This is a genomic window from Cricetibacter osteomyelitidis, from assembly GCF_004340985.1.
Classification (GTDB): domain Bacteria; phylum Pseudomonadota; class Gammaproteobacteria; order Enterobacterales; family Pasteurellaceae; genus Cricetibacter; species Cricetibacter osteomyelitidis.
In genome coordinates this window covers 1-25,466 of sequence record NZ_SLYB01000027.1, presented here as the reverse complement: position 1 = coordinate 25,466, position 25,466 = coordinate 1, and the positions used below count along the sequence as shown (strand labels likewise).

18 protein-coding genes and 1 CRISPR repeat array are annotated in these 25,466 nt (G+C 41.0%); of the genes, 13 read left to right on the top strand and 5 right to left on the bottom strand.

All coding sequences use genetic code 11. The features are described 5' to 3' along the window. Nucleotides 1-38 precede the first annotated feature (38 nt). A complete protein-coding gene (locus tag EDC44_RS10485; protein ID WP_131978539.1) occupies nt 39-719 on the top strand; it encodes a 3-keto-L-gulonate-6-phosphate decarboxylase UlaD in 681 nt (226 codons plus the stop codon). 125 nt (nt 720-844) lie between these two features. Here the strand turns inward: EDC44_RS10485 and xseA are convergent, their stop codons facing one another. Together xseA and EDC44_RS10475 are read right to left on the bottom strand one after the other, a co-directional pair. Next, a complete protein-coding gene (gene xseA, locus EDC44_RS10480) occupies nt 845-2,179 on the bottom strand; it encodes an exodeoxyribonuclease VII large subunit (RefSeq protein ID WP_131978536.1) in 1,335 nt (444 codons plus the stop codon). A 12-nt stretch (nt 2,180-2,191) separates the two neighbouring features. Beyond that, nucleotides 2,192-3,388 carry a ribosomal protein uL16 3-hydroxylase gene (locus EDC44_RS10475; protein ID WP_131978533.1) on the bottom strand — a complete coding sequence of 399 codons (1,197 nt, stop codon included), beginning with the start codon at nt 3,386-3,388 and terminating at the stop codon, nt 2,192-2,194. Nucleotides 3,389-3,527: 139 nt separating this feature from the next. On the opposite strand from EDC44_RS10475, the gene EDC44_RS10470 reads away from it, so the two are divergent. Next, nucleotides 3,528-4,541 carry a TerC/Alx family metal homeostasis membrane protein gene (locus tag EDC44_RS10470; protein WP_131978530.1) on the top strand — a complete coding sequence of 338 codons (1,014 nt, stop codon included), beginning with the start codon at nt 3,528-3,530 and terminating at the stop codon, nt 4,539-4,541. Nucleotides 4,542-4,590: 49 nt separating this feature from the next. On the opposite strand, the gene holA is transcribed toward EDC44_RS10470, so the two are convergent. The 3 genes from holA to leuS all read right to left on the bottom strand — a co-directional run bounded on the left by holA (nt 4,591) and on the right by leuS (nt 8,753). Continuing rightward, nucleotides 4,591-5,616: a DNA polymerase III subunit delta gene (gene holA / locus EDC44_RS10465; protein WP_131978527.1), complete on the bottom strand. Its 1,026-nt coding sequence runs from the start codon at nt 5,614-5,616 to the stop codon at nt 4,591-4,593. Between the two features lie 6 nt (nt 5,617-5,622). Then, nucleotides 5,623-6,105, bottom strand: a complete 483-nt coding sequence (locus EDC44_RS10460; RefSeq protein WP_131978524.1) for an LPS-assembly lipoprotein LptE — start codon at nt 6,103-6,105, stop codon at nt 5,623-5,625. Between the two features lie 65 nt (nt 6,106-6,170). Beyond that, nucleotides 6,171-8,753, bottom strand: a complete 2,583-nt coding sequence (gene leuS, locus EDC44_RS10455; protein WP_131978521.1) for a leucine--tRNA ligase — start codon at nt 8,751-8,753, stop codon at nt 6,171-6,173. A gap of 419 nt (nt 8,754-9,172) precedes the next feature. On the opposite strand from leuS, the gene cas3 reads away from it, so the two are divergent. The 11 genes from cas3 to cas2 all read left to right on the top strand — a co-directional run bounded on the left by cas3 (nt 9,173) and on the right by cas2 (nt 23,220). Beyond that, entirely contained in the window at nt 9,173-11,425 is a 2,253-nt protein-coding gene (gene cas3, locus EDC44_RS10450; protein WP_131978518.1) for a CRISPR-associated helicase Cas3', read from the top strand. 49 nt (nt 11,426-11,474) lie between these two features. Then, complete coding sequence (locus EDC44_RS10445; RefSeq protein ID WP_131978515.1) at nt 11,475-15,014, top strand: SIR2 family NAD-dependent protein deacylase; 3,540 nt, start codon at nt 11,475-11,477, stop codon at nt 15,012-15,014. 213 nt (nt 15,015-15,227) lie between these two features. Next, nucleotides 15,228-15,905, top strand: a complete 678-nt coding sequence (cas5c, locus tag EDC44_RS10440; RefSeq protein ID WP_131978512.1) for a type I-C CRISPR-associated protein Cas5c — start codon at nt 15,228-15,230, stop codon at nt 15,903-15,905. Further along, the gene (cas8c, locus tag EDC44_RS10435; RefSeq protein ID WP_131978509.1) at nt 15,902-17,680 is read left to right on the top strand and encodes a type I-C CRISPR-associated protein Cas8c/Csd1; all 1,779 of its coding nucleotides are present in this window, start codon (nt 15,902-15,904) and stop codon (nt 17,678-17,680) included. The genes cas5c and cas8c overlap by 4 nt, the downstream gene beginning before the upstream one ends. 9 nt (nt 17,681-17,689) lie before the next feature. Beyond that, the gene (gene cas7c / locus EDC44_RS10430; RefSeq protein ID WP_131978506.1) at nt 17,690-18,553 is read left to right on the top strand and encodes a type I-C CRISPR-associated protein Cas7/Csd2; all 864 of its coding nucleotides are present in this window, start codon (nt 17,690-17,692) and stop codon (nt 18,551-18,553) included. Next, nucleotides 18,553-19,227, top strand: a complete 675-nt coding sequence (gene cas4, locus EDC44_RS10425; RefSeq protein ID WP_131978503.1) for a CRISPR-associated protein Cas4 — start codon at nt 18,553-18,555, stop codon at nt 19,225-19,227. Before cas7c ends, cas4 begins: the two co-directional genes overlap by 1 nt. Nucleotides 19,228-19,253: 26 nt before the next feature. After that, a complete protein-coding gene (locus tag EDC44_RS10420) occupies nt 19,254-20,723 on the top strand; it encodes an RNA-directed DNA polymerase (protein ID WP_131978500.1) in 1,470 nt (489 codons plus the stop codon). A gap of 8 nt (nt 20,724-20,731) precedes the next feature. After that, nucleotides 20,732-21,328: a hypothetical protein gene (locus EDC44_RS10415; RefSeq protein WP_131978497.1), complete on the top strand. Its 597-nt coding sequence runs from the start codon at nt 20,732-20,734 to the stop codon at nt 21,326-21,328. 53 nt (nt 21,329-21,381) lie between these two features. Next, complete coding sequence (gene cas1c / locus EDC44_RS10410) at nt 21,382-22,395, top strand: type I-C CRISPR-associated endonuclease Cas1c (RefSeq protein ID WP_131978494.1); 1,014 nt, start codon at nt 21,382-21,384, stop codon at nt 22,393-22,395. 10 nt (nt 22,396-22,405) lie between these two features. Next, nucleotides 22,406-22,924 (top strand): ClbS/DfsB family four-helix bundle protein, encoded by a 519-nt coding sequence (locus EDC44_RS10405; RefSeq protein ID WP_131978491.1) that lies wholly within the window; start codon nt 22,406-22,408, stop codon nt 22,922-22,924. Between the two features lie 2 nt (nt 22,925-22,926). Next, on the top strand, nt 22,927-23,220 hold the full coding sequence (gene cas2 / locus EDC44_RS10400; protein ID WP_131978488.1) for a CRISPR-associated endonuclease Cas2: 294 nt from the start codon (nt 22,927-22,929) through the stop codon (nt 23,218-23,220). Nucleotides 23,221-23,409: 189 nt separating this feature from the next. Continuing rightward, a CRISPR array of direct repeats spans nt 23,410-25,317; the repeat unit is 32 nt; unit sequence GCAGCTACCCACAGGTAGCTGTGAGTTGAAAC. Nucleotides 25,318-25,466 lie beyond the last annotated feature (149 nt).

Here is a 25,466-nt window from a genome sequence, read left to right as displayed (position 1 = left end):
CCCTACAAGATGTTTAAATTAATCAGAAGGAATATTCTATGTCTAAACCTTTACTCCAAATTGCCCTTGATTCATTAACCCTTGAAAAAGCCGTTGCGGATGCCAAACAGGCGGAAAATCTCGTCGAGATTATCGAAGTCGGCACCATTCTTGCCTGTGCGGAAGGAATGAAGGCGGTGAGCACCTTGCGTGCATTACATCCTAATCATATTATTGTTTGCGATCTGAAAATCACGGACGGCGGTGCCATTTTAGCCAAAATGGCATTTGAAGCCGGCGCCGACTGGCTCACGGTTTCCGCAGCCGCCCACCCGGCAACCAAAGCCGCCTGTAAAAAAGTGGCGGATGATTTCAACATCGCTCACCCTGAATTAAAAGTGAAAAAAGAAATTCAAATTGAAATCTATGGCAACTGGACGGTAGAAAAAGATGCCAAAGAATGGGTAGAGTTAGGCGTTAAACAAGCCATTTATCACCGCTCGCGCGATGCCGAACTCGCCGGTAAAGGCTGGACGGAAGAAGACGTGGATTTGATGAAAAAATTGTCCGCACTTGGCTTAGAACTCTCTATTACCGGCGGAATCGTGCCGCAGGATGTTCACTTGTTTAAAGAAATTAAAAACGCCAAAGCCTTTATTGCAGGGCGTGCGCTTGTGGGCGAAAAAGGCAAAGCTACTGCCGAGGCGATTTGTGCTGAAATTGACAAATATTGGGCGTAAATTAATTTCGACAATCAAGAATTTCTAAACAAAAATAGGGTAAAACGATGCAAATTTTACCCTTTATTTTTTCAATGAACCTGTAAGTACGATTAGTTTACTTGTAAAGTTAATCGTATGTTTTTTTAGGATAAGATTTTGTCGATTTTGCTGATAAATTGTCCGTTCGTCAATTTCGTGGTAATTTGCTCGCCGACTTGAATTTGATGAATATCCGTAACCGTTTGGCCTTGTTCATTTTTTACGATGGAATAGCCGCGTGCCAGCACTTTAAGCGGGCTTAAGCTATCTAATTTGCCGCATAAATTTGCTAATCGGTTTTGTCTGTCCGCAACTATTTTATTTATGGCAAAATTTAACCGCACTTCGAGTTGTTGCAGGTGTTGATGTTGTTTTTGCATGCGGTAAGGCAACGGATTTTGCTTTAATCGGGCGGAAAGTGCGGTGAGATTGTAAGATTTTTTTTCAATTAAACGCCGCATTGCCTGTTTGAAACGGATTTCCAGTTGTGTCATGCGTTGTTGTTGATGGTGCAAACGATTCTGTGGATGCTGGTTTTGCAAACGCAATGCCAAACGCTGTAATTGCTGTTGTTTATGGGTTAATAAGCGATCTAATGCCATTTCCAATCGCTCTTTTTTATATTGCAGTTGTTTGTGTAATTCAGCTTGATCACGGCTGACTAATTCCGCCGCCGCAGAAGGCGTTGGGGCTCGCAAATCGGCGACAAAGTCTGCAATGGTCACATCGATTTCATGGCCTACGGCACTGATGATCGGAATAACCGAATTGAAAATTGCTCTGGCAACCGCTTCTTCATTGAAACACCAAAGGTCTTCCAAGGAACCGCCGCCGCGGCCCACAATCAGCACATCCACTTCTTGGCGGGTATTGGCAAGTTCGATCATTCGTACGATTTCAGCCGTGGCATCTTTGCCTTGTACTGCAGTGGGGTAGATGATCACGGATAAACTCGGGTCACGCCGTTGCAGAATATGCAAAATGTCCTGTAAGGCCGCACCGGTTTGGGATGTAACAATGCCGACTTTGCGGGCAAAGTGCGGTAGATTTTTTTTCAGATGTTGAGCAAACAGACCTTCTGCCGCCAGTTTCATTTTTAAGGCTTCAAATTGCTGTTGCAGTAAACCTTCACCGGCAGGATGTATACTTTCAATAATCAGTTGATAGTCACCGCGGGGTTCATATAAACTCACAGATGCCCGCACCAACACCTGCATACCGTTTTGCGGGCGAAAACTTACTCGCAGATTTTTAGTGCGGAACATGGCACAACGCACTTGTGAATTTTCATCTTTCAGGGTGAGATACCAGTGCCCTGACACCGGTTGAGTGAAATTGGAAATTTCCCCTGTCAGCCATACCAAACCGAGCTTGCTTTCCAATAGCATTTTAGCGGTTTGATTCAGTTGGGTGACGGAATAGATGTGATTGTTTTCCATTTGATCGAATACCTAATCTAACAATACCCAGCCGTCGTCCAGCCAGTTACAGATACTGTCTAATAACAAATCAAGTGCGGTGTCTTTTTCTTGAATTTCGCTTAATAAGGCGTTGATGTCTAACCAATCCAAACTTTCTCCGTCGGCCAAGCGTTGTAAAATTTGCCTTTCAATAGGGTTGAGTTCGTCTAACCATTCTCCGTTGGCATAAATCCGCAACGGATTTTCGATGTATAATAATTTGCAGTTATTATCCTGCACTAACACACCGTTTTCTTGTTCCAAAATTGACCGCACTTCGTCGATGTCCGCCATTTCGTCCGTGGTCAGTAATTCATAGCGGCGAGAACTCACTGCAGTTGCCACCGCTTGTTGGAATAGTTGATTAAAGGATGCCGATGTAGCCAATTTATCCAATAATTGCTGTTTCATATTAGCGATCATTTCCGCTGCTAATTTGCCGGTGCGTTGGTATTGTGGTGATAAACGTAGCGGAATATTGAATTCATTGAGATCGATATCCGGATTTTGCTGACTAAAACCGTTGCCGATATGTTCGATCAAATCGCCCAGATTCGGATAACGCAGACCGAAGGAAAAAGTTAAACAATCATCTTGGGCCACGCCGTAATGTGCCATACGGGACGGAATATAGAGAATATCGCCCGGAGCCATTATTTCATCAATCAGCAATTCGCCCATATCGTCAAAAATGCGAATTGGTTGGTTCGGTTTAAATTCCGTACTCGGATCGCACCATTTGCCCAACTGCCAGCGGCGATGGCCGTAGCCTTGTACCAAGAACACATCATATTCGTCATAATGTTTGCCCACAGAGCCACCTGCTGGTGCGAAAGATACCATAATATCATCCCGTTGCCACTGGGGAATAAAACCGAATTTTTTCCAGAGTTCGCCCAATTCCGTTGACCATTGTTCCATATTCTGCACTAACACCGACCATTTTTCCGGCAAGTTATCAAAATCGCTTTCGGTTAACGGGCTGGTTTTCAACTGCCATTTATCTTCGGAAAATTGTTTTAACAGGCGGGCTGTCACCTCTTCATTTTGTGCCAGTTCGATAATATCATCAGGTTCAAATTGTCCCACAATTTCCGGCAGACCGTTACGAATAATAAGCGGTTTTTTCTGCCAATAATCACGTAAGAAAATTTCAGGGGTAATGTGTTCCGGTAGGCAATAGTTCATAGATGGCTCCTTATTTTGATTTGTGGCTATTCTAACTAATAATTTTATTTGAATAAAGGCTGATACTGTAAGATAATTCCTGTTTATTTATACGGACGGCATAATATGCCGTCCCTACGTTTTAATTATGAGGAATTTTATGCATCATTTCGGTTTCCCTTTGGAAGCGTTGGTTATCTTTTTTGTAGTAATCGCGGTTTCTATTTATCTCGATCTTTTTGCTCATCGTCACGCTAAAACCATCATGGTGAAAGATGCCACAATGTGGTCTTGTTTCTGGATTACTTTAGCTTTGGCATTTTATGCTTATCTTTGGTTGCGATTTGATAAAGAATGGGCGGATTTATATCTTGCCGGGTATGTGTTGGAAAAAACGCTTTCTATTGATAATTTAATGATTTTTATGGCGATTTTTGCTTCATTTGGTATTGTCGGTAAATTACAGCACCGTATTTTATATTGGGGAATCGTGGGAGCATTGATTTTCCGTGCAATCTTTGTGGTCATTGGTACGGGGTTATTTGCGGCAAGTCCGTGGATAGGGTTTTTATTCGCCGCTTTTATTTTATGGAGCGGTTACAAAATGTTGACCGGTAAGCATAACGATGAAGAGGAAATCGAAGATTATACGCACCACTGGAGTACGCAGTTGGTGGGTAAATTTATGCCGACTTATACGAAATTATTTGCCGATCGTTTTATGTTAAAGCATAGTGAATTAGATAAAGAACAAGCCAAATTTGTTACGCGAAAAGGATTGCATTATGTAACTCCGGCGTTTTTATGTTTGATCGCCATTGAAACTTCGGATTTAGCCTTTGCCTTTGATTCCGTGCCTGCAGTGATTGCGGTAACACAAGAACCTTTGTTGGTATATGCGGCAATGATCTTTGCTATTTTGGGATTGCGTAGCCTGTACTTTATTTTGGCTTCATTAACTCAATATTTGGTGCATTTAGAAAAAGCCGTGATTGTATTGTTGTTCTTTATCGGTATTAAAATGGGCATTCAGGCTTGGAATCACGCCATTGGCGACACCGGCATTCATATTTCCCCGAATGTGAGTTTATTGATTGTGTTAGGTACATTGATATTAGGGGTGATCGCATCGTTGTTGTTTCCTAATAAAAAATCGGACATTCAAAAACATTAGATAAAAATTCGGGCGTTTCATCCGCCCGTTTTTACTTTGCATTCGCATGCTATCTGCAAATCTTCACCGACAAATCTTCCAGCTGCTGCCATACATCGGCACTAAAATCCTGTTTGACGGCACGTTCGATATCGGCGGTTTGTTGAATTATTTGATACAGTTTTCTATAGGTCAGCCTTTGTAGGAGTTGAGTAAATGCGGCACGGCGGTTTTGCCACACTTTTAATTTATCAAAGGCGCCACGCAGATTTTGTGTCGGTAACGGCGTATCAAGTTCGACTTTTTGTTGCGGTTGGGCAAGCTGCAAAATGGTCATTAATTCACGCTGTACAATCCGTAATAGCACCACCGGTTGCGTATCTTCTTGAACCAATCCTTGCAAAATCCGTCTGGCACGGTTTTCTTTGCCTTCAAATAAGGCATCAATCCATTGAAACGGTGTAAATACAGATGATTGTTCTACCACACTTTTAACTCGCGGATACGTGAGTTTGTGATCGGGATAGAGTAGTTGCAAGAGTTGTAAAATCTGTTTGAGTGCCAACAGATTATTTTCATAACTGTAACAGAGCAACTGCACGCTTTCTTTATCAATCGTCAGTGCCATTGCTTTGGTGCGATTAGCCAGCCAGCGGGGTAATTGCTCGATAGTTGGCGTTTGGCAGTTGATGATGACAAAATCATTTAACAAGGCAAACCACACCTGTTTTTCCGTGGCTTTTGCCAGTTTCGGCAGTTGCAAAATCAGCAAGATCTCATCATTGAGCAATTCAATGAGTTGTTGCAGATTTTTTTGCAAAAGTGCGGTGAGATTTTCCGGTAAATTTAGGCTGATGATTTGTTTATTAAAAAATAATCCCATTGACTGACAGCGGTCAAACAGAGCGTTCCAATCCGTTGAATTATCCACGGTGACATCAATTTTTTCATCAAAGCCTTGTTGTAGGGCAGTGTGAGTGATTTGATCTTTGCTTTCGCCGAGCAATAGGGGATCCGTTCCTACTAAACCATAAACGCGGTGCAATTTATGGTTTAGGGATGAAGCAAGCTGTTCGGCGAAAATGCGGTTGACCATTAATGATTAATTGCCTTTTAGTGCGGCCATTTTCACAATAATCTGACGTGCCGCCTGTTCGTACATATCTTTATAGATCATTTCACGTTCGGCTGATTTAGCCAAAGCAGCACGGGAGTTATCAAAGAAAGTGCGGTTGATTTTGACGGAAATCGGATTAGCCGTTTGGTTCGGCAATTTTACCGTTGCATCAACACGCAAAGTTAAGATTTTTTCCGCTTCACGACCTTGTTTGAATACGGAGGCTACTTTATCACTGAATGTGGTCTTGTTTAAACGTAACACCGCTACATTTTTTTGATTTTCCACGATATTTACATTACGTAATTGCAATTGGCCTCGCATCGCACGAGACATATCGCTATACGGGTCGTTGCTTTCCAGTTGGATGGTTCGCAGTTCTTGCGGCAACAATTGTTCATTTTGAAAATGATAACCGCAGGCGGTCAGTGCAAAAAGTGCGGTGGTTAAAATCAGTTTTTTTAACATAGATTATCCTTGAATGATCGGATGATATTTAAATTCTCTCCCGTAAACGGAAAAAGGTTAAATAATTATTTCGCCACAAAACTCAACAGTTTACCCGGTACATAAATCACTTTTAAGATGTTTAAGCTCTCTAAATGTTTGGTGACATTGCCGTCTGCCAATGCCACTTGCTTGATGGCTTCTTCCTGCATATCCGCAGGTACGGTGATTTTCGCACGGACTTTACCGTTCACTTGCACCACCACGAGTTTTTCGTCATCAATCATTGCTTTTTCATCGGCGACCACCCAAGGGGCATAATCAATGCTGTCGGTATTGCCAAGTGCCTGCCATAATTGGAAACAGATATGCGGGGTAATCGGGTAGAGCATACGTACCACCGCACTTAATGCTTCCGCCATAACCGCACGGTCTTGCTCGTCTGCAAGCGGTGCCCGGGTGAGTTTGTTCATCAGCTCCATAATTGCCGCAATGGCGGTATTAAAGGTTTGACGGCGGCCGATATCATCGCTCACTTTCGCAATGGTTTTGTGTACATCGCGGCGTAAGGCTTTTTGTGTTGCAGAAAGTGCGGTCGGATTTACCGTACTTTCTGTCGGATTTTTCTGATATTCATATACCAAATTCCACACGCGTGCTAAAAAGCGTTTTGCCCCTTCCACACCGGATTCTTGCCATTCCAAGGTCATTTCAGCAGGTGAGGCAAACATCATAAACAAACGCACAGTGTCCGCACCGTATTTTTCCACCATTTCTTGCGGGTCGATACCGTTGTTTTTGGATTTGGACATTTTGGTCATGCCGCTGTGTACCAATGTACGACCTTGCGGATCGGTAGCTTTGATAATACGACCTTTGTCGTCGCGTTCCAAAGTCACTTGTGTCGGGGAAACCCAAATACGTTCATTAGTTTCAGATGTGTAGTAGAAGGCATCGGCCAACACCATGCCTTGACACAACAATTTTTTGGTCGGTTCGTCAGAATTCAAAATACCCGCATCACGCAATAATTTGTGATAGAAACGGAAATATAACAAGTGCATTGTGGCGTGTTCGATACCGCCGATATATTGATCCACCGGCAACCAGTAGTTCGCTTCATCGCTGTCGAGCATGGAATTATGGGCATTTGGCGAGGTATAACGGGCATAATACCAAGATGATTCCATAAAGGTATCGAAGGTATCTGTTTCTTTTAATGCGGGTTGACCGTTATAAGTGATTTTCGCCCAGTTCGGATCCGCTTTGAGCGGGCTCTTCACACCGTCCATTACAACATCTTCAGGTAAGATAACTGGCAGATCTTCCATCGGTACCGGCACTACATCACCGTTTTCCAAAGTCAACATTGGAATTGGTGCGCCCCAGTAACGCTGACGGGATACGCCCCAGTCACGCAAACGATAATTCACTTGGCGTTTACCCACGCCCATCGCTTCTAATTTATCGGCAATGCCGTTGAACGTTTTATCAAAATCCAAACCGTCAAATTCCGCAGAATTGATCGCAATACCGTGTTCAGTGAATGCCGCTTTGGTTAAATCAATGGCTTCGCCATTGGCAGGCTTGATCACCTGCTTGATTGGCAAACCGTATTTGGTGGCAAATTCAAAGTCGCGTTGATCATGTGCCGGCACTGCCATTACCGCACCGGTTCCGTAGTGCATTAACACAAAGTTTGCCACCCATACCGGCACATCTTCGCCGGTAATCGGATGCACGGCGTATAAGCCTGTTGCCATCCCTTTCTTTTCCATAGTGGCAAGTTCGGCTTCGGCGACTTTGGTGTTTTTACATTCTTGAATAAATTGAGCCAACGCCGGATTATTTTGTGCCGCACGTTCTGCAATCGGATGACCTGCCGCCACGGCCATATAAGACACGCCGTAGAAAGTATCAGGACGTGTAGTATAAACCGCAACGGTTTCATCGCTGTCTTTTAATTTAAAGGTGATTTCCACCCCTTCGGAACGACCGATCCAGTTGCGTTGCATGGTTTTCACCATATCCGGCCATTCTGGCAAGTTATCTAAACCTGTGAGCAACTGTTCGGCGTAATCGGTGATTTTAATAAACCACTGCGGAATTTCTTTTTGTTCCACCGGGGTATCACAACGCCAGCAGCAGCCTTCGTGCACCTGTTCGTTTGCCAACACGGTTTCATCGTTCGGACACCAGTTTACAGTTGAGGTTTTTTTGTATACCAAACCTTTTTTGTATAATTCGGTAAAGAACCATTGTTCCCATTTATAGTATTCCGGGCGGCAAGTTGTCACTTCACGATCCCAGTCATAAGAGAAACCCAATATTTTCAACTGGTTTTTCATATACTCGATATTTTCATAAGTCCATTTTGCCGGAGCGGTATTATTTTTGATCGCCGCGCCTTCTGCCGGTAATCCGAAAGCATCCCAACCCATTGGTTGTAATACGTTTTTACCGTTCATACGCTGATAGCGGGAAACCACATCGCCGATGGTGTAGTTACGCACATGCCCCATATGCAAACGGCCAGACGGGTACGGCAACATTGAAAGGCAATAATATTTTTCTTTGGATGTATCTTTAACGGCTTTGAAGGTTTTGTTCTCAGCCCAGTATTTTTGCACTTCGGGCTCGATCAAATCGGGACGGTATTGTTCTTGCATTGTGTTATAACCTTAAAAATTTGAGTAAAAAGCACCGCACTTTTAAGCGGATTCTTTTGTTTTAGAAAATGTGGTATAGGATAGCGTAAAATGGCGAAAAATAACAGATGTTTTAAACAAAAGGCGGTATAAACCGCGCTTAGACTGCTAACAAATCTCTAGACAAAAAGCGGCGAATTCAGAACTAATTATCATAACAACCTATTATTTTTATCAATAGGATAAAATGTGTTTGAAATAAACTGATAATATGGCGGTGCGAAATGAGTAAAACGTGTCAAAAATAGATCGCACTTTTGCGACATTATGTTTCAGTTGTGCAAAATGTTATTTTTGAATAGACATACCAAGCCGGTTGGCGGTAGTATTATTCAATGCGGTAGTATTATTCAATCAGGAAAGAAATATGAAGGTATAAAATGGAAAATAACACTGTTCAAACTTTCTACGCACACTCGGGGTTATTAGAAGATCACTCCGACTGGCAAACCGCCCTGTCCCATTCTGAAAATGTGGCACAAATAGCAGCACAATTTGCCATATTCTGTTCTTCGCAAGAAATTGCCTATTACACAGGTCTGTTGCACGATTTAGGTAAATATAGCGAACGTTATTTACAGCGTTTACACGGTGGCGCTAAAGTCAACCATTCCACTGCCGGCGCAAAAATTGCGGTAGAACGCTGGGGCGAAATATTGGGTAAGATGATGGCGTTTTGTATTGCAGGGCATCACGCAGGCCTGGCAAATGGCGCAGGAGAAGGGAAAAATCGAACCACATTAACACAACGTTTGCAAGAGAATTTCGGCACCGCTCCCAATGAACTCCCACCACTAGCCCCCATTTGGCAACAAGAACTGAATTTACCTGAAAAATTACGCCCGCCTTCCTTAAAACCCTCTAAAAACGAACCTTTCTTTTCTTATGCATTTTTTATTCGAATGCTTTATTCGTGTCTCGTGGATGCCGATTTTCTTGATACCGAAGCGTTTTATGTAAACTTAGAGAAAAAGCCGATTGAACGGGGAAATTACCCAACATTAACCGCACTTTATCAGCAGTTTAATGCCTTTATTGCAAAGATAAAAAAGCAGGATAGCGAACTGAATCGCTTACGAAGTGATATTTTAGATTACGCTGTTTCGCAGGCAATGCAAGAAACGGGATTATTTTCACTGACGGTACCAACAGGCGGTGGAAAAACCTTGACTTCAATGGCGTTTGCTTTGGAACACGCCAAACAACATCAATTACGCCGCATTATCTATGTCATTCCGTTTACCAGCATTATCGAACAAAATGCAGCCGTCTTCCGCGAAGCTTTTGGTGAATTAGGGACGGAGGCGGTTTTAGAACATCACAGCACTTTCGATCACGATAATTTGCCGGATAAATTCAGCCGGGATAAGTTGAAATTAGCCTCCGAAAACTGGGATGCGCCGATTGTGGTGACGACGGCGGTGCAATTTTTTGAAAGTTTATTTGCAGATCGTTCTTCACGCTGCCGGAAATTGCACAATATCGCAGGTAGCGTGATTATTTTGGATGAAGCCCAAATGTTACCGCTGAATTTATTGCGCCCGATTATGGTGGCGATTGATGAATTGGCGCAAAATTACCAATGTTCCGTTGTGCTTTGTACCGCCACACAACCGGCGATTCACCAAGCGAATGGCTTTTACAAAGGCTTTGAAAACGTGCGAGAAATTGCGCTGAATCCGACCGCACTTTTTGAGAAACTAAAACGCACAACCGTGCAACATATTGGCGTTCAAACAGATACCGAGCTGCAAACCAAACTCATGAATAATCCGCAGATATTGATCATCGTGAATAATCGCCGCCACGCCCGAGCCTTATATGATTCAGTTAAAGGGCTGGATGGCGTTTATCATCTCACCACCTTAATGTGTGCCAAGCACCGCTCACAAACATTAGATGAGATTCGCCTACGCCTGAAAAAGAATCAGCCTTGCCGTGTGATAGCGACTTCCTTAATTGAAGCCGGCGTTGATGTGGATTTCCCATTGGTAATGCGGGCGGAAGCCGGGTTAGATTCTGTCGCCCAAGCTGCAGGGCGTTGTAATCGAGAAGGTAAAAAGTTAGCAGAGGAAAGCCCTGTTTGGATTTTTCAGCCCGAAGAACAATGGAAAGCACCGACGGAATTAGGGCTACTTTCTGCCTGTATGCGTTCCACGGTTCGCAAACACGCTGAAGACTTACTGACCCCACAGGCGATTAATCACTATTTCCAAGCGGTTTATGAAGCTAAAGGTCCGGAACTGGATAAAGCAGGGATTTTAGATGCGTGCCATAATGCAGGACAAAGCCTCAATTTCCCCTTTCAAAAAATCGCAGACGATTTCCGAATGATCACAAGTCATTTAATCCCCGTTATTATCCCCTTCGACCAAGAAGCCGAAACACTGATAGACAGCTTACGTTATGCTGACAAAGTGGGCGGCATATTAAGAAAACTGCAACCCTACACCGTACAAGTCCCGGAAAAATCATTAGCCGAACTCTATAAAGCAGGCAGAGTTGAAACCATCAATGAAAACAATTTCGGTAAACAGTTTTATCGCTTAATTGGAATGGATTTGTATGATGATGTAGCGGGGTTGAGTTGGGATAATGTGGTGTTTTTAAGGATAGAAAATTTTGTAATTTAACGCAACATTTATTATTCAATTAAAAGAATTGTTACTATAGAAGCTGAAAATGGTTAAAGATATTACTCAAATTGATGATTTTTCAAAGTTAAAAAAATTTGCATCTACTCTGTGGCAAGAAAATAACTCTTATCATGGAGCAGCTATTATGATTGGTGCCGGTTTTAGTCGAAGTGCTGCAACAACGGGCGATAGCAATAAAAAATTACCGCTTTGGTTTAATTTTTCTAAAAGATTGACTAGAGAATTAAATTCAAATAGCTCTGATCCGTTGCGTTTGGCTGAAGAATACAATGCCTATTTTGGCAGACAAGCCCTACACGATTTAATTAAAAAAGAAGTTAACGATGTTGCATGGGAACACGGAGAATTACATAAATCTTTATTGGAATTGCCATGGACGGAAGTGCTGACTACCAATTGGGATACTTTGCTTGAACGAGCTTCGGAAGAAGTACATCAACCTGTGTATAGCGTAGTTTCAAAACAAGAGGATCTTTCTAGTGCGAGATCTCCACGTATTGTGAAATTGCATGGGACTATTGATGTGACCAAAGATTTAATTTTTACCCAAGAGGATTACAGAAAATATCCGCAGCAATATGCGGCATTTGTGAATTTTGCACGCCAAGTGTTTATTGAAAATGAATTATGCCTGTTAGGGTTTTCAGGAGATGATCCGAATTTTTTACAATGGGCAGGTTGGGTAAGAGACCATCTGGCAACTCATTCTAGACGTATTTATCTTGTTGGTGCGTTGAAATTAAGCTCTGCCAAACGTAAATATTTAGAATCTATCAATATTGCACCAATTGATTTGTATGAGGTGGTTGAAGATTATGACGATTCGGATATGCGTCATTTTGAGGCAACGAAAATATTTCTTCAGACATTACAAAATCTTAAGCCTAAAAGCACGTGGGAATGGGAACCAACTAACTTACATCGTTCAGTAATGTCTGAAGATGAAAGACATAAACGGTATCAAGACCATGATTATGCGGCAAGATTGCTTGAGGAACAGCTATCATCACTAGAGAAAGATAGATTATCTTATCCGAAATGGCTTGTATGTCCTAACCTCAAGCGATTCCAATTACAGACCCAGATAAATGATCCATACCCTAATTCCAAAAACTTATCTGCCATGAATATAAATTCAAGGGAGAAATTATTATATGAAATAGCTTGGCATTGCAAAATAACCTATGAGATTTTGCCAAACTGGTTAATTGAAGAGTTATTGACGGTATGTGATCCTGATAAACCTTGCGCATTAACTAAACAACAGCAATTGGAAATTGCTCTTATTGTTTTAAAAAACACGCGTTGGATGGATAAAGCAGAAGCAGAAAATAAATCTGTTATTCAGACAGCTACCGCCATATTAGAAAAAGGAAAAAAATACTGGCAAGAAATTAGTAATGAATTGGCATATCATCACGCAATTTTGGCTCGGGATATATTTGACTATCCTGCATTAGAGCAAAGCGTAAATGCAATATCTGAAAATACACCTATTTGGAAATTAAGAAAGGCTTCTTTATTAGCTGAACTTGGAAACTTTGATAAGGGCAAGCTGTTAATAACAGAGGCATACAGTGAATTACTCAAGTCATATAGAAATAACCGTAGTTCAATTTATCTGCTTTCTCAATTGGCTTGGGCTCATTGGATATTGCGCGGTATTAGTTTTGATAAATTAGAAGAAAAAATTAATATTTTCTCATCCAATTATAAAGAAAAGAAATGTGATCCTTGGGATTATATTGAATACCTGGGAGACAAAGTTACAAAAATGTTGAATAAACAACAAGAACAAGAAATTGAGCCTTTGTTTGAACCGGGTCGTTATAAAGATAAATCCAACACAATCACTTTCAGTAACGAGCGGCATCCTTTGATATTGTTAGAAGGCATATCTAATACTGTTGGAATTCCTTTGCGTTGGGAATATATGAATTTTTTTGCGGAACAAGCTACGAAAATTGCTGAATTGGAAGATATTGATAATATTCATTGTTTTTCTTTAGCTATTCGTTCTGCTAATAGTGAAACATCTAATGTTATTAAGAAAATATTTTCTAGAATTAGAGTTGCTATTTTTAATCAGGAAGATATAGATTTTTTAATTAATCAAAGCATATTTGCAATTGAATATTGGTGTCAAAAATGGGAAAGCCAATCTGAAATTGCTCATTATGCAATTGATCGTTTAAGAGTTTTTATTGAAGTTTTAGCTCGTGTATCAGTTCGGGCGACATTGGAACAAGCCAAACAAATTTTTCGGTTGGCTGTGTCGTTAGGGAAAAATCCAAAACTCCAACATTTATGGCTAATTGATTCCATTAAAGATTTGGTGAAATTTTCGCTCAAAAGCATACCGGAAAAAGAGCAGTCTGATATTTTATTAGATGCATTATCATTTCCACTTCAAAGAGAAATTTCAGCCAGAGATTTTAAATGGGCAAACCCTGTTATAAATTTTCCAGGTAAACGAATACAGAATATTGCACTTGATCATCGTATCGATGAAATCATAGAAAGTATATCTTTTGATTCTTCTGAAAATACGTCTGCCTTATTACGGTTACTTCCTTTAATCAAACATAAATTCCTTACTGATTTGGAATGCAAAAAAATTGCAATTAAAGTTTGGGGAGAAAACCCGAATTACCAAACTATCCCAAAAACAGGGTTACTTAATTATGTGTTATTAGAACTTCCTAATCAAAATCCTGAAGAGGTACAAAAGCTAATAAGAAAATATTTATTTGAGCAAAATGATTTATTTGATCAGGCATTTTTGATGGATGTAGCAAATGCCGCACAGGCTGAAAATATTAAAGCGCTGCCATCGAATGAACAAGCTATACATTATTTTGAAAAAATGGTTTCTTGGCGGAAAACAGCAGATAAAGATGACATATTTGGATATTTTAGACGGGAGCAAGAAAGAATTGGCGATTTGATCAGCCAAGTTTTAGCTCGATCCGTTATCCCTGCGTTACCGCAGCATGAGTTGAATGAAGCGAATTTTCAAAAAATACTTGATTTCTATAGGGAAATTGATGAGCCGGAAATTTTGATGGCATTTCCTTATTTTGCTGTTGCAGATGAAACTTTGGTAGAACCAATAGAAAATATAATTAGGAAAAATTTTCTTTCTACAGGTACTAATAAATCAGCTTATGCTTCTTATGCTCTTTTAACTTGGAGAGAAATGCAAGATTCTCCTATTGTGAATAGGTTAATTAAAAGGTTTATCTATTTAATAGGTTCAAATAGCAGACAAGGCTTAGCAGCGTTACTTTGGACTGCTAATGAAATGTTTAAAAAGAATTATCTTTCTGATGAGGACATTAAATCGTTAACAGAGATTGTTCCGATTATATTTGACAGCACAGACTACGAACGAATTTCTCCATACAGCGAGGAATCTGTCAGCATTTCATTTATTCGTGCAGCTTGTGTTAGATTTACAAAGGATCTTATAGAGGATGCTGAAGAAGATGGAAATTCTGAATTGCTAAGAGTATTAGAAACGGCTAAACATGATCCGCTTCCGGAAGTCAGATATGCTGTTTAATAACGATAACTGAAAAGTACGGTTCTTTTTTCTCAAAATTTTTTAAATTAAAATAACTTGAAGTTTGTTATTTAATAATATATGATTTACATTTAAATAAATGCTGGGTTTTCAACTACATTAGTAGTTGTGAGTTGAAATAAGTTATTTTAATTGCTGAGTTTTTCACCTCCCTCCGCGGAGGTGTGTATTACATAATTGAAGGAACATACCATGCCAAACAAAATCAAGCTCCATATTTGGGGCGATTATGCCTGTTTTACCCGTCCTGAAATGAAGGTGGAGCGGGTGTCTTATGATGTGATTACGCCGTCGGCGGCACGGGGGATTTTGACGGCGGTGCATTGGAAGCCGGCAATTCGTTGGGTGATTGATAAGATTTATGTGTTAAAGCCGATTCGGTTTGAATCTGTTCGCCGTAATGAGCTGGGGAGTAAAATTTCCGTCGGTAAAATCAGTGGGGCGATAAAGCGTAAAAGTGTGGCGGATTTATATACGATCATTGAAGAGGAGCGTCAACAGCGTGCTGCGACGGTGTTAAAAAATGTCGGTTATGTGATAGAAGCACACGCAGTATTAACCAAAAGAGCGGGTGAAGGGGAAACGATTACTAAGCATATTGAGATGTTTAAACGTCGTGCAATAAAAGGTCAATGTTTTCACCAACCTTGTATGGGCGTGCGTGAATTTGCGGCAAATTTTGCCTTAATTGATGATAACGAGCCGTTGCCGGAATGTTGTTTGGCAGAAAACGAGCGTAATCGAGATTTAGGTTGGATGTTGCACGATATTGATTTTGATCACGAAAATCGACCGCACTTTTTCAGAGCTGAAATGAAAAATGGGGTGATTGACGTGCCGCCATTTTATGCAGAGGAGGTGAAATCGTGATTTTATCTGCATTAACACGCTATTATCATCGCCTTGCAGGGCAAACGGATCGTTTAACCGGTGGCGCTAAAGTACCGTCTTATGGCTTTAGCGAAGAAAAAATCGGCTGGGTGTTGGAGTTGGATTCGGATGGAAATTTGCTAAACGTGATTCCGAATTTAACCGCGGATAAGAAGCCGCAACCCAAATTAATGAGCGTGCCTCGTCCGGAAAAACGAACTTCCGGTATTAAGCCCAATTTTTTATGGGATAAAACGGCTTATGTGCTGGGCGTGGAAAGCAATAAAGACAAAACCACCGCGAAAGCACAACCTATCGCCTTCTCTGAAAAAAACTTTGAAGCCTTTAAACAGTACCATTTGGAATTGCTTGCCGATACTCACGATGAGGGCTTAATTGCCGTGAGTCGTTTTTTTCAACAATGGCAGCCTGAACATTTTGCGGAATCTATCTGCCCGATTGAAATGTTGGATGCGAATGTTGTTTTCAAATTAGCCGATACCGGTGGTTATATTCATCAGCGAGAAGCCGCTCAACATCTTTGGGCCGGTTTGTTAGTCACCGAAGAGACTGAACAGGGTTTATGCTTAATCAGTGGTGAAATTGCCCCTATTGCCCGACTTCACCCTGCAATTAAGGGCGTCTATGGCGGGCAAAGTTCAGGCGGTTCAATTATTTCCTTTAATAAAGAATCTTTTACTTCATTTGGTAAGGAACAAGGCAGTAATGCACCTGTTTCTGAACAGGCTGCCTTTGCTTACACCACCACTTTAAATTATTTGTTACGTAATAATAGCCATCGTTTAACCATTGGTGATAGCAGCACCGTCTTTTGGGCGGAAGCGGATAATACTGCTCAAGCCGAAGCTGCCGAAGAATTTTTTGCTGCCTTAATGGCGCCCCCTGATGACGAGCAGGAAAACCAAAAGATCTTTAATGTTTTACAAGAAATAAGCAAAGGACGACCGCTTGCAGAAGTTGCACCGAAGTTGTCTGAAAATACCCGTTTTTATATTTTAGGGCTCGCTCCAAATGCCGCCCGAATTTCTGTGCGTTTTTGGTTGGATACCACGTTTGGCCAACTGGCGAAAAATTTAAGTGAACATTGGCTGGATTTAGCACTTGAACCTTGCCCGTGGAAAACGCCGCCTTCAATTTGGAGGCTGTTATTGCAAACGGCATCGCTTGGAAAAAGTGAGAATATATCACCGGTACTCGCCGGAGAAATGGCGCGAGCTGTTATCACCGGTCATTTGTATCCAATGAGTTTACTCTCTCAACTGATTACCCGCATTCGTGCCGATGGCGATATTAACGGCTTGCGGGTAGCGTTAATGAAAGCGGTATTACAACGAAAATTTAGAAAAGGTCTAATTAAACAAGGAGTTCCTATGAGCTTGAATAAAGAAAGCGATGACCGGGCTTATTTGCTAGGCAGGTTATTTGCGGTGTTAGAACGAATCCAAACCCAAGCATTAGGCGAATTAAATGCCGGTATCGCAGACCGTTATTATGGTTCGGCTTCCGCTGTGCCGTATTCTGTTTTCCCTCGTTTGGTTAGAGGTGCTAAACATCATTTGGCGCGGCTGCGCAAAGATAAACCTGGAATGGCTATTGCTCTCAGTAAAGATTTAAGAGAAATAGTAGATCGTTTATCAGAAAAATATCCTAAACATTTAAATGTTATTGAACAAGGAAGTTTTGGTATTGGCTATTTCCAGCAAGAACAAAGTTACTTTATAAAAAAAGAAACCACTGAATCAACTGAAAATTAAGGAAACATTATGACTATTCAAAATCGCTATGAATTTGTTTTTTTCTTTGACGTAACCAACGGAAACCCGAATGGTGACCCCGATGCAGGCAATATGCCACGCCTTGATCCAGATAGTAGTAAGGGGTTAGTCACCGATGTTTGCTTAAAACGCAAAATCCGTAATTTTATTGAAGTGAGCAGTGAAAACGAAGCAGGCTTCGAGATTTATGTTAAAGAGAAAAGTGTGCTTAATCTGCAAAACAAACGCGCTTATGAGGCATTAGGTATTGAGCCGGAAGCGAAAAAATTGCCGAAAGATGAAGCAAAAGCCCGTGAAGTTACTGCGTGGATGTGCAAAAACTTTTTTGATATTCGTGCCTTCGGTGCAGTAATGACCACCGAAGTGAATAGCGGACAGGTGAGAGGTCCGGTACAATTGGCATTTGCACAATCTATCGACCCGATTGTTCCGCTTGAGGTTTCCATCACGCGAATGGCGGTGACTAACGAAAAAGATTTAGAAAAAGAACGCACAATGGGCCGTAAATATATCGTGCCTTACGCCCTTTATCGTGTTCACGGCTTTATCTCTGCTAAACTTGCTGAAAAAACCGGTTTTTCTGATGAAGACGTGCAAAAACTTTGGCAAGCTTTACAGCTGATGTTTGAACACGACCGTTCTGCCGCACGCGGTGAAATGGCTGCGCGTAAGTTGATTGTATTTAAACACGACAGCGAGCTTGGCAATCAACCGGCACATAAACTTTTTGATGCCGTAAAAGTTGAACGCATTAACGGCGAAAAAGACACACCGGCGAAAGGCTATAACGACTATCGTATCAGTGTACAGGCGGAAGGCTTAAATGGTGTAACCATTGAAGAATTGCTGTAATGAGCAATTTGCAAAATTCCACAGAAATCTTACCGCTTGCCAAGTCGTCATTGAGCAATGACAAGCGGTTAATTTCGCTTTCCGCTTTGCAACATTACGCTTTTTGCCCACGCCAATGTGCGTTGATCCATAACGAACAGGCGTGGGCGGAGAATTTTCTGACCGCACAAGGCAGGGCATTACACGAGCGGGTGGATTCCGGCGAGCCAGAAGTTCGCAAAGGCATTCGTTTTGAGCGAACGGTGCACGTTTCAGCGGAAAAACTGGGTATTAGCGGCATTTTGGATTTGGTCGAACGAAATCTTAAAACCGATGAATTAAAGCCGGTGGAATACAAACGTGGCAAACCGAAACCTGACCCAATGGATGAAATCCAACTCTGCGCCCAAGCCTTATGTTTGGAAGAAATGACAGGGCAGACGATCAATGAAGGAGCGTTATGGTATATGCAAACCCGCCGTCGCCTGCCAATCACTTTTTTCCCTGAATTACGCGCCAAAACGCTTGCGATTATTGACCAAGTGCTGTCACTTTTAAACAGCGGAAAAACACCCGCTCCCGAATACGGCAAACGCTGTAAAGCCTGTTCACTGTTCGAACTCTGCCAACCGCAGTTGTTAGAGAAGGATAGATCGAAAAGGTATGTGGAGAGATTGTTTGGGGAAGACAAATAATAAATACGTATTTATATGATAGATATATGAGTAGAAAAACAGTTTTACAATTAACTGCTGATGAGGCAAGAAGATTTTTCTTAAAACATGAAAGTTATTGCAATATTGATTTACCAAAATATTTTTCATTTGCAGAGTTATTAGAAAAAATATCTGAGGAATTTGAAGGAAAAGATTTATTAAATGATTTTTGTCTGTATAGAGGAGCAATGAGTAAACAAGATAGTGTAAATTATCTAATATATGCTAATAAAGATGGAAAGCTTTCATGGAGACCTTTACAAATTATTCATCCATTGGTGTATGTAGCATTAGTACATAAAATAACAAAAGAAGATAACTGGAAAAAACTACAAACCCGATTTAAAAAATTCCGAAGAAATAAAAATATCAAATGTTTGAGCATTCCTATTCAGTCTGATAATCAACAATCAGATAAAGCTCAGCAGATTTCTAATTGGTGGGAACAAGTTGAACAGCAATCTATTTTGCTTTCATTGGAATACGATTATATTTTTGATACTGATATAGCTGATTGTTATGGTTCAGTCTATACACACGTTATTGCTTGGTCTGTAGAAGGTCGAGAAAATGCTAAAGAAAATAGGAGTGACGGGCTCGGGAATTATATAGATAAGAGTATTCAAAATGCTCAATATGGACAAACTAACGGTATTCCGCAAGGATCCGTACTAATGGATTTTATTGCTGAAATTGTTCTAGGATACATTGATAAAATCTTAAGTAAAAAGTTAAAAGAACAACAAATTAGTGAATATACAATTTTACGTTACCGAGATGATTATAGAATATTTGTTCATAATCCTAATGATGGAGAGAAAATTTTAAAACTTCTAACTGAAATTATGATGCCGTTTGGCTTTAAGTTGAATGCAAGTAAAACAAAAGGTAGTCAAGATGTAATTACTCAATCTATTAAAAAAGATAAATTGGCTTGGCTTGCTACTCCGCAAGATAATAAAGCTAGTTTACAAAGACAGATTTTACTGATTAGGCAGCATAGTATCAATTATCCGAATTCAGGCAGCCTAAATAAAGCACTGAATAAGTTCGATAAGAAATTAGAAAATATAAAGAAAATACAGAGTATTGAACAACTTATTAGCATTGTTACTGATATTGCATACCACAATCCAAAAGTTATTCCAGTTTGTTGTGCCATTATCAGTAAATTGCTAAACAAACTAGATAACCATAAGCCTATTGCGGATCTTGTTTATCAAAAATTAAGTAGAATGCCTAATTCAGGTTTTACTCAAATCTGGTTGCAACGAATGCTAAAAGCAAATTTAGATGACTATTCATTTTCGGAAAAAATGTGTGATTTACAAGGTATATCTTTATGGAACAATGAATGGATAAAAGGAAAAAAAATACTTCAGATTTTAGAAAACACTCCTATTTTTCTACAAGAGGAATTTGATAAATTAGATCACGTTATTTCTAATAGTGAAATTGATATTTTTGATTATTAGGTTGAATTATGTCTGATATAGAAAAGAATTGGGAAAAATTCTTATCAGCAAAGAGGTTAAAAGAGAATCTGATTTCAATATCTCTTTTCATAACTACATTTGAGTTATTTAAGAAACGAATTATCGACATGCCAAAGGTGTTTTTTACTGATGAATTTGATAAAGATAAAGGTTGGTTAATTAATCAGGAAGAATATGCCAAGGATGTTTTGGTAAAAAGCAAAAGCCTAATATATGCTTCGCTATTTTGGTTTAAGGAATTAGGCGCAATAGAACAAAGGGATATAAGTAAATTTGATGAAATAAAAAGACATAGAAATGACTTGGTTCATAATTTATTTGAATTTATTAGTAATACCCAAAAAGAACTAGATGTAGAAAAGTTTTTAGATTTAATTGAGCTATTTATTAAAATAGAAAAATGGTGGATTATAAATTTTGAATGCGAAATTAATCCAGAACTACGTAATAATAAAGAACTCAAACTAGATGAAGTTATAACACCGTCTCAATGGCAATTAAAACTATTGCTTGATATTGCTTTAGGAAATGAACCTGAGGAGAATTTCTATTTCAATTATTTTATAAATAATAAATCATCTTGATATTTTTCTTATGTAATTTAAAGTGCGGTCAAAATTTCAGGAATTTTCCAATTATGCGTAAACTCCAAAACACACTCTATATCACCACTCAAGGTAGCTACTTGCATAAAGAACGTGAAACTTTAGTGGTGGAGCAAGATCGAAAAAAAGTGGCACAGTTACCGATACATTCTATCGGGCATATTTTTTGTTTTGGTAATGTGTTGGTTTCGCCGTTTCTGATGGGATTTTGTGGGGAAAATAACGTCAATTTGGCGTTTTTTACGGAAAACGGGCACTATCTTGGGCGGTTGCAAGGGCGGCAAAGTGGCAATGTGTTGCTACGCCGAGCACAATATAAGGTGTCGGAGCAAAATCCTGTGCCGATTGCTCGCAATATTATCGCGGCGAAAATCCAGGCCTCTAAGCGAGTTCTGCAACGGCAGATTCGCAATCACGGTGAAAATGCTGATCTTCAATCTGCTATTACGGCGTTAAATTACAGCTTGCGACAGTTGGAAATCGCGCACAATTTAGATTTGATTCGGGGAATTGAGGGCGATGCGGCTTCTCGCTATTTCGGGGTATTTTCGCATTTGATTAAAGCAAATAGCGGGTTTTATTTTGACGGGCGCAATCGCCGTCCGCCACGAGATGGTGTCAATGCGTTGCTGTCGTTGCTGTACAGCATTGTGGGTAAGGATATCAGCGGGGCATTGCAAGGTGTGGGCTTAGATCCGCAAATCGGTTTTCTGCATGCCGATCGTCCGGGACGAGATAGTCTGGCGCAAGATATTCTGGAAGAATTTCGTGCTTGGTGGGCAGATAGAATGGTGTTGTCGCTGATTAATCGAGGACAAATTAAATCGGATGATTTTGTGACAGAAGCCGGCGGAGCAGTGATGCTTAAGCCTGAGGCGAGAAAGTTATTGTTTCAGACATTGCAGGCGAAAAAGCAAGAAAAAATTACGCATCCCTTTTTAATGGAAGAAGTGGAAATCGGCTTGTTGCCTTATATTCAGGCGATGTTATTGGCTCGCCATCTGCGCGGTGATTTGGCTGAATATCCACCCTTTTTAATGCGTTGAGGAGATAGAAATGAAATCTTATACGGATGGCGCGGCTTTGGTGGCAGCGATTCAGGCAGCCTTGGATAAATATTTGGTGGAGTTCGCCGATGTTCCTGAAGTATTAAAAGATGTGCGGGTATTGGTCAATGAAAAAACGCCATCCGAACATTTAAGTTATCAATTGGGTTGGGTTAATCTACTGTTGCAATGGGAGAAAAATGAGCAGGCGGGCAAGGTGACGTGTGTGCCTGCCGAGGGTTATCGCTGGAATCAACTGGGCGAACTGTATCAGCATTTTTATGCTAGTTATGGGAAATATTCTTTGTTTGAACAGCAAGATATGTTGCGCGATGCGGTGACGGAATTATGCGGGTGGGTAGAAGGATTGAGCGAAGCGGAGTTGTTTCAAAGCGGTCAACGGCAATGGGCAGATACTCCAGCAAAGTGGCCGTTGTGGAAATGGGTGCATATCAATACGGTGGCGCCGTTTACTAATTTCAGAAGTAAAATCCGCAAGTGGAAAAAAATGGCGTTATCAGGAGATTAAGGATGTTAATGCTGATTACTTACGATATTTCGTTTGATGACCCGGAAGGGCAAAAACGCCTACGCCAAATTGCCAAGCATTGTTTAGATTATGGTGTGCGAGCGCAATATTCGGTATTTGAATGTGATGTGACACCGGATCAATGGGTTAGATTAAAAAATAAATTACTGGCAACGTATAACCCGGATTGCGACAGTTTGCGCTTTTACCATTTGGGAAGTAAATGGCGTAACAAAGTGGAACATCACGGCGCAAAACCTGCCGTTGATATTTTTAAAGATACATTGATTCTATAGATCGCTAACCTGTAGTTCTCATTAAAATAGAGTAGGGTTAGCGAATTAAAAAAGTTCTTTAACAATCAGACAATTAGAAAAAATAGCATAATGAGTCCGGCGAATATGCTATACTTTTTTGACTTCCTATAAACCGTTAGCGAATAGCGGGTAATAAAGTTTGGTATTTCAATATTTTATTTTATAGGGGCAGCTACCCACAGGTAGCTGTGAGTTGAAACACTGAACTTAAATTTTTCGTTGAGTTTCGATTCAGCAGCTACCCACAGGTAGCTGTGAGTTGAAACAAATTCCGAAAGATGAAGATATTATTAGTGACCAGCAGCTACCCGTAGGTAGCTGGAATTGTGGCAGCTACCCACAGGTAGCTGTGAGTTGAAACATCCTGAAAAGTCACAGCTTAATCAAATTACACTGCAGCTACCCACAGGTAGCTGTGAGTTGAAACGACCTATTAGAGCAAACCTCTAGATGTATGTCTAGAGCAGCTACCCACAGGTAGCTGTGAGTTGAAACTCTCAAACGGGCATTGCACGAGGCGGCTACATCGGCAGCTACCCACAGGTAGCTGTGAGTTGAAACACCATTTTTAAAACCCAAGTATTCTTCGCCGTTCGCAGCTACCCACAGGTAGCTGTGAGTTGAAACAATCGATCCATCAGCGGTTAGACCTTTGCAAAGTGCAGCTACCCACAGGTAGCTGTGAGTTGAAACGCTGTTTTAAATCAGCCATACCGATCCCCGTGTCAGCTACCCACAGGTAGCTGTGAGTTGAAACGTGAGCATGATTCTGAAATTTGGGTAACTTGGAAGCAGCTACCCACAGGTAGCTGTGAGTTGAAACCATTAGCTGGCGTGTTTTGTGAGCTTGTCCAACGCAGCTACCCACAGGTAGCTGTGAGTTGAAACCTGTCGGGGCGGATTATATATCCGATAGGCAAAGCAGCTACCCACAGGTAGCTGTGAGTTGAAACTTTTTCGGTGTAAAGATAAAGCGGTTTACGGTTGCAGCTACCCACAGGTAGCTGTGAGTTGAAACTTTCCCAGCCATCGCCGAACAAAATGAAGAATTTGCAGCTACCCACAGGTAGCTGTGAGTTGAAACTTTAGGATGCGTTAGAAAATTTTCTATCGCTCCGAAGCAGCTACCCACAGGTAGCTGTGAGTTGAAACATCGGCGTTATACCCACTAAGCATATGATGTCCGCAGCTACCCACAGGTAGCTGTGAGTTGAAACCGCTTTGACTTGGCGGGCGATGGTGACGGCTTCGGCAGCTACCCACAGGTAGCTGTGAGTTGAAACTATTATCGAGCAAGCTCCACGTCTAGCAGAAGCCGCAGCTACCCACAGGTAGCTGTGAGTTGAAACGATTTTCCATAGTTATTTCCTATGGCATTCCGGCCAGCTACCCACAGGTAGCTGTGAGTTGAAACTCCATTGATTTAAGCAAATCAATGCCGTACGTTTGCAGCTACCCACAGGTAGCTGTGAGTTGAAACACCAGACAATGCGCATTTGTCCAAGTTGTTTAAGCAGCTACCCACAGGTAGCTGTGAGTTGAAACCCGGATGAACTAGGCGGTGTAATGACAATGGACCAGCTACCCACAGGTAGCTGTGAGTTGAAACTTAATTTAAATTTAAGATATATTTATTTTCAATGGGCAGCTACCCACAGGTAGCTGTGAGTTGAAACAGTTGAGGTACAGTTAAATCGGCTGGTAATATTGGCAGCTACCCACAGGTAGCTGTGAGTTGAAACGCAAGCGAAATCCCCTGACGGTAGGGCAAGCTTGTCAGCTACCCACAGGTAGCTGTGAGTTGAAACCCCCTTTTACGTAGGATTACGCAAGCGAGCAAAGCGAGGCAGCTACCCACAGGTAGCTGTGAGTTGAAACATCAGCTTTGCGTTTTTCATTTTCTGCCAATAATGCAGCTACCCACAGGTAGCTGTGAGTTGAAACTTCAAAATCCATTTTGATTTGCGCAAGTATGCCGGCAGCTACCCACAGGTAGCTGTGAGTTGAAACACTTCATTACAGCTATTATCAATACAAAGATTTGGCAGCTACCCACAGGTAGCTGTGAGTTGAAACATCTAAGCCGTGCAATCGTAAAGTAAAATCAATGCAGCTACCCACAGGTAGCTGTCAGACCGCTGACAAACCTCTAGACATACATCTAGAGGTTTGCTCTAATAGGTCTATCGAAAAGGAAATGCCTATGCTCAAAAATACCGTCTCTC

Bases quoted from the DNA above. Each gene is read 5' to 3' on its own strand.
- EDC44_RS10485 (WP_131978539.1), top strand. From the start codon at position 39: ATGTCTAAACCTTTACTCCAAATTGCCCTTGATTCATTAACCCTTGAA.
- cas7c (WP_131978506.1), top strand. From the start codon at position 17,690: ATGACTATTCAAAATCGCTATGAATTTGTTTTTTTCTTTGACGTAACC.
- EDC44_RS10460 (WP_131978524.1), bottom strand. From the start codon at position 6,105: ATGTTAAAAAAACTGATTTTAACCACCGCACTTTTTGCACTGACCGCC.
- cas5c (WP_131978512.1), top strand. From the start codon at position 15,228: ATGCCAAACAAAATCAAGCTCCATATTTGGGGCGATTATGCCTGTTTT.
- cas1c (WP_131978494.1), top strand. From the start codon at position 21,382: ATGCGTAAACTCCAAAACACACTCTATATCACCACTCAAGGTAGCTAC.
- leuS (WP_131978521.1), bottom strand. From the start codon at position 8,753: ATGCAAGAACAATACCGTCCCGATTTGATCGAGCCCGAAGTGCAAAAA.
- EDC44_RS10405 (WP_131978491.1), top strand. From the start codon at position 22,406: ATGAAATCTTATACGGATGGCGCGGCTTTGGTGGCAGCGATTCAGGCA.
- EDC44_RS10475 (WP_131978533.1), bottom strand. From the start codon at position 3,388: ATGAACTATTGCCTACCGGAACACATTACCCCTGAAATTTTCTTACGT.
- xseA (WP_131978536.1), bottom strand. From the start codon at position 2,179: ATGGAAAACAATCACATCTATTCCGTCACCCAACTGAATCAAACCGCT.
- cas4 (WP_131978503.1), top strand. From the start codon at position 18,553: ATGAGCAATTTGCAAAATTCCACAGAAATCTTACCGCTTGCCAAGTCG.
- holA (WP_131978527.1), bottom strand. From the start codon at position 5,616: ATGGTCAACCGCATTTTCGCCGAACAGCTTGCTTCATCCCTAAACCAT.
- EDC44_RS10470 (WP_131978530.1), top strand. From the start codon at position 3,528: ATGCATCATTTCGGTTTCCCTTTGGAAGCGTTGGTTATCTTTTTTGTA.
- EDC44_RS10445 (WP_131978515.1), top strand. From the start codon at position 11,475: ATGGTTAAAGATATTACTCAAATTGATGATTTTTCAAAGTTAAAAAAA.
- EDC44_RS10415 (WP_131978497.1), top strand. From the start codon at position 20,732: ATGTCTGATATAGAAAAGAATTGGGAAAAATTCTTATCAGCAAAGAGG.
- cas3 (WP_131978518.1), top strand. From the start codon at position 9,173: ATGGAAAATAACACTGTTCAAACTTTCTACGCACACTCGGGGTTATTA.
- EDC44_RS10420 (WP_131978500.1), top strand. From the start codon at position 19,254: ATGAGTAGAAAAACAGTTTTACAATTAACTGCTGATGAGGCAAGAAGA.
- cas2 (WP_131978488.1), top strand. From the start codon at position 22,927: ATGTTAATGCTGATTACTTACGATATTTCGTTTGATGACCCGGAAGGG.